At 54.5% G+C, this 9,034-nt stretch carries 9 protein-coding genes; 5 read left to right on the plus strand and 4 right to left on the minus strand.

The window, feature by feature from the left end; genetic code table 11:
- Positions 1–266 precede the first annotated feature (266 nt).
- The 5 genes from NKJ89_RS32875 to ehuA all read left to right on the plus strand — a co-directional run bounded on the left by NKJ89_RS32875 (position 267) and on the right by ehuA (position 4,656).
- A complete protein-coding gene (locus NKJ89_RS32875) occupies positions 267–1,448 on the plus strand; it encodes a M24 family metallopeptidase (protein ID WP_352608637.1) in 1,182 nt (393 codons plus the stop codon).
- A 148-nt stretch (positions 1,449–1,596) separates the two neighbouring features.
- Entirely contained in the window at positions 1,597–2,445 is an 849-nt protein-coding gene (locus NKJ89_RS32880; RefSeq protein ID WP_352608638.1) for a transporter substrate-binding domain-containing protein, read from the plus strand.
- 65 nt (positions 2,446–2,510) lie between these two features.
- Complete coding sequence (gene ehuC / locus NKJ89_RS32885; RefSeq protein WP_352608639.1) at positions 2,511–3,176, plus strand: ectoine/hydroxyectoine ABC transporter permease subunit EhuC; 666 nt, start codon at positions 2,511–2,513, stop codon at positions 3,174–3,176.
- Positions 3,173–3,847, plus strand: coding sequence for an ectoine/hydroxyectoine ABC transporter permease subunit EhuD (gene ehuD / locus NKJ89_RS32890; protein ID WP_352608640.1), 675 nt, complete (start codon positions 3,173–3,175; stop codon positions 3,845–3,847). Before ehuC ends, ehuD begins: the two co-directional genes overlap by 4 nt.
- Positions 3,844–4,656 carry an ectoine/hydroxyectoine ABC transporter ATP-binding protein EhuA gene (gene ehuA / locus NKJ89_RS32895; RefSeq protein ID WP_352608641.1) on the plus strand — a complete coding sequence of 271 codons (813 nt, stop codon included), beginning with the start codon at positions 3,844–3,846 and terminating at the stop codon, positions 4,654–4,656. The genes ehuD and ehuA overlap by 4 nt, the downstream gene beginning before the upstream one ends.
- Before the next feature lie 524 nt (positions 4,657–5,180).
- Here the strand turns inward: ehuA and NKJ89_RS32900 are convergent.
- The 4 genes from NKJ89_RS32900 to NKJ89_RS32915 form a co-directional block, all read right to left on the minus strand.
- On the minus strand, positions 5,181–5,981 hold the full coding sequence (locus tag NKJ89_RS32900) for a transporter substrate-binding domain-containing protein (RefSeq protein ID WP_352608642.1): 801 nt from the start codon (positions 5,979–5,981) through the stop codon (positions 5,181–5,183).
- Between the two features lie 76 nt (positions 5,982–6,057).
- Positions 6,058–6,882, minus strand: coding sequence for an ABC transporter ATP-binding protein (locus NKJ89_RS32905; RefSeq protein WP_352608643.1), 825 nt, complete (start codon positions 6,880–6,882; stop codon positions 6,058–6,060).
- A gap of 20 nt (positions 6,883–6,902) precedes the next feature.
- Positions 6,903–7,589 carry an ABC transporter permease gene (locus NKJ89_RS32910; protein WP_352608644.1) on the minus strand — a complete coding sequence of 229 codons (687 nt, stop codon included), beginning with the start codon at positions 7,587–7,589 and terminating at the stop codon, positions 6,903–6,905.
- Complete coding sequence (locus NKJ89_RS32915) at positions 7,589–8,311, minus strand: ABC transporter permease (protein WP_352608645.1); 723 nt, start codon at positions 8,309–8,311, stop codon at positions 7,589–7,591. The genes NKJ89_RS32910 and NKJ89_RS32915 overlap by 1 nt, the downstream gene beginning before the upstream one ends.
- Positions 8,312–9,034 lie beyond the last annotated feature (723 nt).

Below are 9,034 nucleotides of genomic sequence, written 5' to 3' on the forward strand. Positions count from 1 at the left end.
GCATGGTTCGACCGGGATCGAGCAAGATTGAATTTACGGTGTCGGTATCTCGAAGCGAGATGATGGCGATATCAACACTGCATTTGACTGCAAACCGCTCGCGACAAATGCTTCGTGAGCCTCCCGCGATAAAAAAAGAGGGACCTGCGGGGGACACTATAGAGGGTACCCAGCAATGCCAGGTGGCGGATCAACGTCTGATTGCGGTGATCGCGGACATACGGGTGTACTCGAGCACTTACCCATTTCCAAGAAGGATCGCACGAATGCACTACGAAAAAGCGTTTCTGCCCGAGGAGTTCGAGCGCCGCGTCAAAGACGTGAAGAGCCGGATGGAAAAAGCTGGCTTTGACCTCTTGATATGCCAGGACCCGGCCAACATGGGCTGGTTAACCGGCTTCGACAGCTGGTCCTTCTATACGCCGCAGGTGGTCCTGGTCCACCTTAATGAAGAAATGCCGTTCTGGTTTGGGCGACCCATCGACGCCAAGTCGGCTACAGTCACGACCAATTTGCCGCTCGAAAACATAGTATCCTTTTCGGAGACTTTGGTTCATCACCCCGATAACCATCCCTACGATGATCTGTGCAAACTGATAGTCTCCAAAGGCTGGGGAGCAGATCGCATAGGTGTCGAGCTCGATGCCCATTACTACACTGCGCGCGCTCACCAACATCTCGTCGGTGGCCTTCCCAATGCCAAGTTCGCTGACAGCCGAGAGCTCGTCAACTGGGCAAGGCTCGTTAAGTCCGAGCCTGAGCTTGTTTACATGAGGGAAGCTGGTCGCATCATAAGCAATACGATGCGAGAGGCCATCGCTGCAATTAAGCCAGGCGTTCACGACTACGAGGTCATAGCGGACGTCTACCGAAATCAGATCCTAGGTATCGATGGCAAGTTTGGTGACTACACAAGTCTATCGCCCTTGCTTCAAATCGAGGAGGGGACAAGCACTTGTCATCTAACCTGGAGCAATCAGATCGTCCCCAGGTCCGGGCTGATTGTAATGGAACTTGGAGCTGCGCGGCGACATTACACCACCCCGCTTACCCGCACTGTCCATGTCGGAAAACCCCCTGAGGCAATCTCTCGACTAGCATCCGCGATCGTCGAAGGCGGTGATCTTGCACTTGAGGCCGCCAAGCCAGGCGTAGCAGTGGAAGAGGTCGCAGCCGTGTTTCAGGCTGTTCTTAAGCGCTACGGCTACAGGAAGGACAGCCGTGTCGGCTACTCAATCGGCATAGCCTATCCGCCAGACTGGGGTGAACGCACCATCAGCATTCGCGCCGGCGAAAAAACACCGTTGCAAGAGGGTATGTGTTTCCATTTTCAATCGGGCGTGTGGCTCGATGATTTTGGCGCAGCTGTCTCGGAATCATTCGTCGTAACTCCGAAAGGCGGCGAACGTCTCAGCGATGTGGAACGGCGCCTCATCGTTATCGACTGACCTCACCATCGGGCTGGCCTCCCAGCCCGAACATGACCGACAGCCGGGCAGGGGGCACCCCGAGCCGTTAGGGGCCTGTCCAACACAAAATGGCTGGTCAATCAAATTACGAGCGTAACTTCACAGAAAACAAGAAAGGGAACTCATCATGACCACGAAACTCGCAAAAATTGCTGTCGCCCTAGGCTTGGCCTTTTCCTGCTTTGTCTCCGTCCAATCCCAGGCGGGAGAATTGATGGATCGGATTTCGAGCGGAAAGACAATTCGCATCGGCTATGCAAACGAGCCGCCGTTTGCCTTTCCGGACGCCAACAATAAGCCTGCCGGCTACGTTAACGCCTACGTCCTGGGCGTCCTCAAGAACATGGGCTACGACAACGTTGAAACGGTGGTTACTGACTGGGGTGGGTTGATTCCCGCACTTCAGTCGGATCGGCTAGACCTGATCACTGGAGGCCTCTACATCCTGCATTCGCGCTGCGAAAACGTAGCATTTTCTGAGCCGTTGGCGAAGGTTTCAGACGCTTTCCTCGTGTTAAAAGGTAACCCGAAGGGCATCAAAACTTACAAGGACCTGACTAAAACCGGTGAAACCATGGTTACCGGCATCGGTTACAGCTTGATTGAAAATGCCAAGAAGGACGGCGTTCCAGAATCGCAGATCATGGAGGTGCCCGGTCCTTCGGAGATGCTAGCAGCAGTGGTCGGCGGCCGCGCCGCTGCAGCCGCACACAATTACCTGACCCTGAAGGATATGGCTTCCAAGGCCGAGGGTAAGGTTGAAGTCACCGATCCAAACGACTTCCCGGATTGGACCAAGAACTGGGTCAGCGTCGGCTTCCGTAAGACGGACCAGGATTTCATCGAAAAGTTTAACGAGGCCCAGAAGAAATACATCGGCACCCCTGGCATGTTGCAGGCCGTTGAGCCTTTTGGTTATGACAAGGCCATGCTGCCAGGCAGCGAGACCGTTGACTGGATTTGTTCGAATCGATAACCGCACACCAATCTCAGGGCCGGCGGCTTCGATGTTCCGCTGGCCCTGAATGCCGGAGGACGGCGATGACTATCTGGCAATTCCTTGAAACATACGGCTCTGCGATCACGCAGGGAACTGCCATTACCATTGCGCAATTCATTCTCGCGGCAGTGGTCGCTGTCGGTGTGGCTACCATTGCCGGATTGGGCAAGCTATCCCGAAACTGGGTGATCCGGGCCGCCTCTATCGCCTTCATCGAGCTATTTCGGGGCACGTCGCTTCTCGTGCAGCTTTATTGGATATTTTTCGTCCTGCCGCTGTTTGGCATTTCATTCGACAAATTTACCGCCGGATTTCTATCCGTGGGCCTCAATTATGGAGCCTATGGGGCAGAGATCGTAAGAGGAGCCATCGAATCTGTCGCCCGGGGCCAATGGGAGGCGGCCATCGCAATCAATATGACGCCGCTGTCTCGAATGAGGCGGATCATAGCACCACAGGCCCTTGCCATCATGCTGCCGCCCTGGGGTAATCTCATGATCGAGCTTTTGAAGGGAACTGCGTTGGTATCGCTCATTTCGGTGACCGACCTCATGTTTCAGGCTAAACAAATTAACGCCTCGACCTACCTTTCGGCCCAAGCGTTTGGTACGGCCCTTGTCATCTACTACGTCCTGGCGCGCTTGCTGATCACGCCACTGATGGGACAAATGGAGCGGATAATGGGCCGGAGGCTCGGCCGAACATGATCTTGGATTGGCGCTGGGATTTCGCATGGGCAATCCTGCCACGCCTATTGGCGGCGACACTCAACACGCTTCTCGCTGCGGCTATCGGGTATGTGATCGCGCTTGTGGTAGGCCTCGTTTTCGCCTTGGCCCAACGGACAACAGTGGCTGGAGCGCGATTGATCCTTCGTGAACTCATTGAATTTATCCGATCTACGCCGCTCGTTCTGCAAATTTTCTTTGTCTTCTATGTCGGCCCCCAATTTGGGCTCAATCTTTCCCCTTGGGTCGCAGGACTAATTGCCATCGGGCTGCACTACTCGGCCTATTTATCAGAGGTGTATCGGGCTGGTATTGAAGCAGTCCCACTCGGTCAGTGGGAAGCGTGCCGGGCTTTGAACTTATCTCCATGGAGAACCTATTTCCGCATCATATTCCCTCAGGCGCTGGCGCCCGCAATACCTGGCATGGGCAACTACCTAGTAGGTATTCTCAAGGATACGCCCATGCTCTCGGTCATCGGCGTTGCCGAATTGATGCATGCCGCGAATGCTATCGGCTCTCAGAACTACCGCTATCTTGAGCCTTTCACATTGGTCGGACTCATTTTCCTTCTCATCTCACTACCCACGGCTGGTCTGGTCCGCTTGTTTGAACGCCGGCTACGGCTGGGATTGGGGCTGCAAAAATGATCGGAATCAATTATCCGCTGGAACTGCCTGAAGGCGATCGGCCGATGGTCCGGTTCATGAACGTCAGCAAAAGCTACGGCGAACTCAAGGTCATTAGGCAACTCGATCTGGACGTCGCGCAGGGGGAAATGGTGACCATCATTGGTCCCTCAGGATCCGGCAAGACCACAGTTTTAAGAACCCTCATGACCCTAGAGACAATCAACGAGGGCGTCATCTACGTTGATGGCAAGCCATTGTCCCATATGCCGCGGGATGGCGTACTGGTACCGGCCGACGAGCGTTACCAGAGAAAGATACGTTCATCGATTGGTATGTGCTTCCAACAATTTAACCTGTTTCCGCACATGACTGCGATTCAAAATTGTATGGAAGGTCCCGTTCATGTCCTGGGTCTTTCACGTAAAGAAGCTCAGGAGCGATCCGAGGAGCTGCTCACAATGGTGGGCATGATCGATAAGCGTGACCAACACCCATCAAGGCTGTCCGGTGGACAACAACAGCGTGTTGCTATTGCGCGGGCGCTGGCCATGCGCCCCAAGGTTTTGCTCTTTGACGAAGTCACATCTGCCCTTGACCCGGAGGTGATCGGCGAAGTGACGGAGGTCATCCGCAAACTCGTCGCCGAACATAACCTCACGATGATCATGGTTACCCACCAAATGGGATTTGCACGCGACATCTCAAACCGCGTGTGCTTTTTCTACGGGGGGTCAGTGGAGGAACAGGGCCCACCTCAGACTTTGTTCGGCAACCCGCAACGGGACCGTACAAAGCAATTTCTCTCCGCCGTCAAAGAAGCGGTTTGAGACGCAACGTGCGTCCAAGGTGCCAGGCAGCTGTTCGGCCAGCTTATCATAACGCTCGTTACACCGGCGGGGGATCGTCAGCGTCTGTCCCTGGATATGCAGACTCGTCCCTCTCACACTGCGATCATAAGATTGTCGAACGGATGGAAACAAATATCGCTGAACCGCTGCCTTTAGACCAATTGGCAAAACTGCTCAGTTTATCACGGCGACAGATCGAGAAGGGTTTTCATGACGGGGCTGAAGTGCTCCCCCAGCAATTATTATTTGAAGTTGCGATTAGAGCAGGCACACCTTCCTATTATTAATTCTACCACACCTATTGTCGAGATTGACATTGTGTGGCTTTCTTTCCGCTTCGCATTCTCCAAAACCTATCGTGACCATTACAAATGCTCCCCGAAGGAAGCCCGTAGACGCTCGGTTGCATCCGACGCTGGCGTTTGGGCGTCTGTCGATAAGCGGATTGAGCGACCACATCAATTTCTGGCTCGCTTGGAGCGCGAACCAGAAATCAACACCGGCTACTTGACGGAAATGTCAGTTCCGAACCACTTTTCAGTCAGCTTTTTAACGGTCCCGTCGGCGCTAGCCGCTTTGATTGCCGTGTCAAACGCCTGTTTGAGCGCCGTGTCTTCCTTTCGAAAACCCAGACCCTGACCGTTGCCGGCAATGCCACCTTGAAACTTCGGTCCGACGATAACCATCGTATCGCCACCTGGGCCCTTCAAAGCGGATACCATTGTCGAATTATCGCTGATGACCGCATCAACGCGACCTGACTGAAGGTCGAAATTTTGGTCCGGCGTCGACTTGTACTCACGGATCGTCGCCACGTCTTTGAGGTACTCCTTGGCAAAGGCCGCAGATATCGACGATGCCTGCACGCCAACCGTCTTGCCCTTTAGCGCTTCATGTATGGTTTGCAATGCAGCATCACGCTCAGGTGAAGCTTCAGCGAGAGATACGGCGCCTTCGTTCTTGAGCTTGGCCAAATCCCCGTCTTTGAGCACACCTATGGACAAGACGTCCGAGACGTAAGGTACGGAGAACGCGATGATTTCTTGGCGCTTTGCGGTAATGGTTACGCCCGACATCATAACGTCGAATTTCTTTGCGAGCAGCCCTGGGATCATCCCATCGAATGTCTGAACCTGCAATTCGCATTCGATTTTCGCCCTTGCACAGAGATCTTTTGCTAGGTCGATTTCCATTCCGTCGAGCTTCCCGTCAGGAGTGGTGAAATTCCACGGGGCCGCAGTTCCTTCCGTGGCAATGCTAACATGAGACGGGACGTCTTGGGCGGTAGCCATGCCGGTGAGCAAGGCTAGAACTCCCAGGGCGGTTACGAAATTCGTTTTCGATCGGTTCAAAGCATTTCTCCATTTGTTTTGGTTTAAGTTACGCAGTTTTGAGTCTTGTCGACGACGCGACCCTGGTTTCGGCAGTGCTTCCGGACAGAAACTGTCTCAACCGGTCGGATTGGCTTTTTGCGAAAACTTCATCCGGTGTGCCTTCCTCTTCGACCACTCCTTGGTGAAGAAAGAGGACTTTGTTGGAAACCTCACGGGCGAATGCCATCTCGTGAGTCACAACAAGCATCGTGCGGCCCTCATCTGCCAAGGCGCGCATCACTCTGAGAACCTCTCCAACGAGTTCAGGATCGAGTGCTGAAGTGGGCTCATCAAACAGGAGAACCTTGGGGTGCATGGCGAGAGCTCGCGCGATCGCTGCCCTCTGCTGCTGGCCACCTGAGAGGTGAGTGGGGTAAGAATCGCGCTTATCCGCGATCCCGACCTTTTCGAGGAAGGCCTCTGCCTCGGCGGCGCAGGTTGCCCGATCCCGTTTCTGAACATGGACTGGAGCTTCCATCACGTTTTGTAGGATCGTCATGTGAGGCCAGAGGTTGAACCCCTGAAAGACCATGGCAACCCGCGATCGGATACGCTCGACTTGCTTGGTGCTTGCAGGCGCTGTCCGTCCACCTCTAGTCGATCGCACGGTGATGGTTTCGCCCTCGATCTCCACAGATCCTGAGCTAGGCACCTCCAACATATTGACGCACCTCAACATTGTTGATTTCCCGGAGCCGGAAGACCCCAATATCGAGATCACGTCCCCCCTAAGCGCCCTGAACGAAATGCCTTTGAGGACCTCCAGGGTACCGAAGGACTTGCGAACATCCGTTAGCTGAACGACGACGGTGACCGGTGGGCTGTGTTCCATTGTCAATGCTCCTGGTCCGTTCAGGCTTCGCGGAGATGGTGGTTTAGCTTGTATTCAACGAACGAAACTGCATTCGTGATCGCGAAGTTGATTGCGAGATAGATCGCCCCCGCCATGAGAAACACTTCGATGGACCTGTACGTGTCGGAGACGATTTGCGCAGCTATTCCAGTGATGTCGAGCAATGTGATGGTTGATACGAGGGCCGTTGCCTTCACCATGACGATCATCTCGTTCGCACATGCTGGAAGGCTGTTTCTCAAAGCCGTTGGGACTACAATTCGTCGCAAAAGAAGGAAACTCGACATGCCGCACGCCTTGCCAGCCTCAATATGCCCTGATGGCACTGATCGCAGGGCGCCTCTCATGATTTCAGACGAATAGGCAGCTTCATTAAGTGCGAGAGCCAGCAGCGCGCACCAATAAGGTTCGCGCAGGAACGGCCACAGGAGACTCGCGCGCAGAGCAGGAAACTGCCCCAATCCAAAATAAATCAAATAGATCTGGACCAGCAGCGGCGAGCCGCGGAAGACGAACACATATGTCTTGGCGATGAGTGCCAAGAGAGGAAAGCGACTGAGCTGCATTGCGACAAGACCGGCAGCAAGCAGGGCGCCGGCCGCTAACGAGAGCACCGTCAACTGAATGGTGAGGGGCACTCCCGAAACGAGAGCTAAAAACGTATCGGTGAGAAACGGCACATCCATCACGAGCGTGTCCCATCTTTGCGAAAGAACGCGTCAGCTCTTCTAAATGCAAAGCCCGATAACGTCGTGATCAGGAGGAATGCAATGCCCGCTGCAATGAAGAATGGAAAGGGTCGATGCGTAGCTCCAGCACCCATCTGTGCCTGACGAACCGTATCGACCACTCCAATAACTGAAATAAGGGCAGTATCTTTGAGCGTGAATTGCCAGACGTTTCCGAGGTTTGGAATTGCATTTCGCAGGGTCAGCGGGACGATAATTCGACGGAATTTTAAGAGCGTGCTCATGCCAGCTGCAGTTGCGGCCTCTAGTTCGCCCCGCCTGATGGTCCCGAAAGCTGCTCGAAGAACTTCCGTTTGATAGGCACCTGACACGATACCTATCGCGAGAATGCCTGCCACAAAGCCGGGCAGGGTGGTTACTTCGGGATTTCCCAAAGCGCGCGCGATTGGAGCGACCAATGAGCTCGATCCGAAATAAAACAGATAGACCACGAGCAGATCCGGAACGCCTCTGAAGATAGTCGTGAAGGTGCTCGCGAACCACCTCACAAAGCGACCGCCTTTGATCTTGGCCCAAGCTGCGATTGTGCCTATAATTCCGCCCAGCAAGAAAGACGCTACAGCGATCCCGAGCGTCGCCAGCGAGCCATGCAACAGGGCGAAACCCCACCCCTGCGTGCCAAACCCCAGGAGGGTCAAGAAGGGAGACTGGCTTGTCATTGGTACTGTTCGTTACGGCGCGCTCGGCCGTAGATGGCATTCTGTAGGGTTGTAGTCACAACCACGTCCTTTTTTGTTCCCTGCACTTACTTTAGCGAATCCTATCGCAGGAAGGCTTCGCCGAAAGTAGTTCACGCGCCGAAAAACCGCGTATTTGGCGGTGCTTTGCAGGGAATGTGCAGGCTTCTTGCGCTCCCGGCGTGATGTCCAAATGCCAGCTTCCGTCAGCCGTCGGTCACGGATCTTCTGGATGGCTTCGAGACGTTGCAGCTCTGTTTGCGACAAGGTGACCAAAGGCATGACGGCTTCCACAACAAGCCCGGTCTCACGCCAGGCTCTGTGAAGACGCCAGCCTTTCTTTCCAGCTTCATGTTGACTAGGCTCGGAAGCGGGGAGCGTCGCACTCTAACTGGGGCAACTATCGCATTGCTAAATAGCTGCTACAAACGTGTTGCAACCAAGTTCGAATTTCGTGCTGCCAGCAAAGTAGAAATGTCGCAAAGGGGCAATTCGCGGGCGGGGGCGCAGCAATTTAGAAACGCGACAGTGACGCTTCTTGGCGCCGACGTGCGCGCCCGATCAGGCGTAAGCTGGTCAGGGTTGCGCAGCCAGATCGGGTGCGATCCAGTAAGGCTCCCCGGCTTTAGATCCCATGAGGAGTGAACGGCGGCCGGCGCTCTGTCAGGGTGAGGCTGCATCGAACCACTCACTCAACAGGAGATC

The sequence above is a fragment of the Mesorhizobium sp. M0047 genome, assembly GCF_040323315.1.
GTDB lineage: Bacteria > Pseudomonadota > Alphaproteobacteria > Rhizobiales > Rhizobiaceae > Mesorhizobium.

Coding starts and splice junctions, on each gene's coding strand:
- ehuD (WP_352608640.1), top strand. CDS start 3,173: ATGATCTTGGATTGGCGCTGGGATTTCGCATGGGCAATCCTGCCACGC.
- ehuC (WP_352608639.1), top strand. CDS start 2,511: ATGACTATCTGGCAATTCCTTGAAACATACGGCTCTGCGATCACGCAG.
- NKJ89_RS32905 (WP_352608643.1), bottom strand. CDS start 6,882: ATGGAACACAGCCCACCGGTCACCGTCGTCGTTCAGCTAACGGATGTT.
- NKJ89_RS32915 (WP_352608645.1), bottom strand. CDS start 8,311: ATGACAAGCCAGTCTCCCTTCTTGACCCTCCTGGGGTTTGGCACGCAG.
- NKJ89_RS32910 (WP_352608644.1), bottom strand. CDS start 7,589: ATGGATGTGCCGTTTCTCACCGATACGTTTTTAGCTCTCGTTTCGGGA.
- ehuA (WP_352608641.1), top strand. CDS start 3,844: ATGATCGGAATCAATTATCCGCTGGAACTGCCTGAAGGCGATCGGCCG.
- NKJ89_RS32880 (WP_352608638.1), top strand. CDS start 1,597: ATGACCACGAAACTCGCAAAAATTGCTGTCGCCCTAGGCTTGGCCTTT.
- NKJ89_RS32875 (WP_352608637.1), top strand. CDS start 267: ATGCACTACGAAAAAGCGTTTCTGCCCGAGGAGTTCGAGCGCCGCGTC.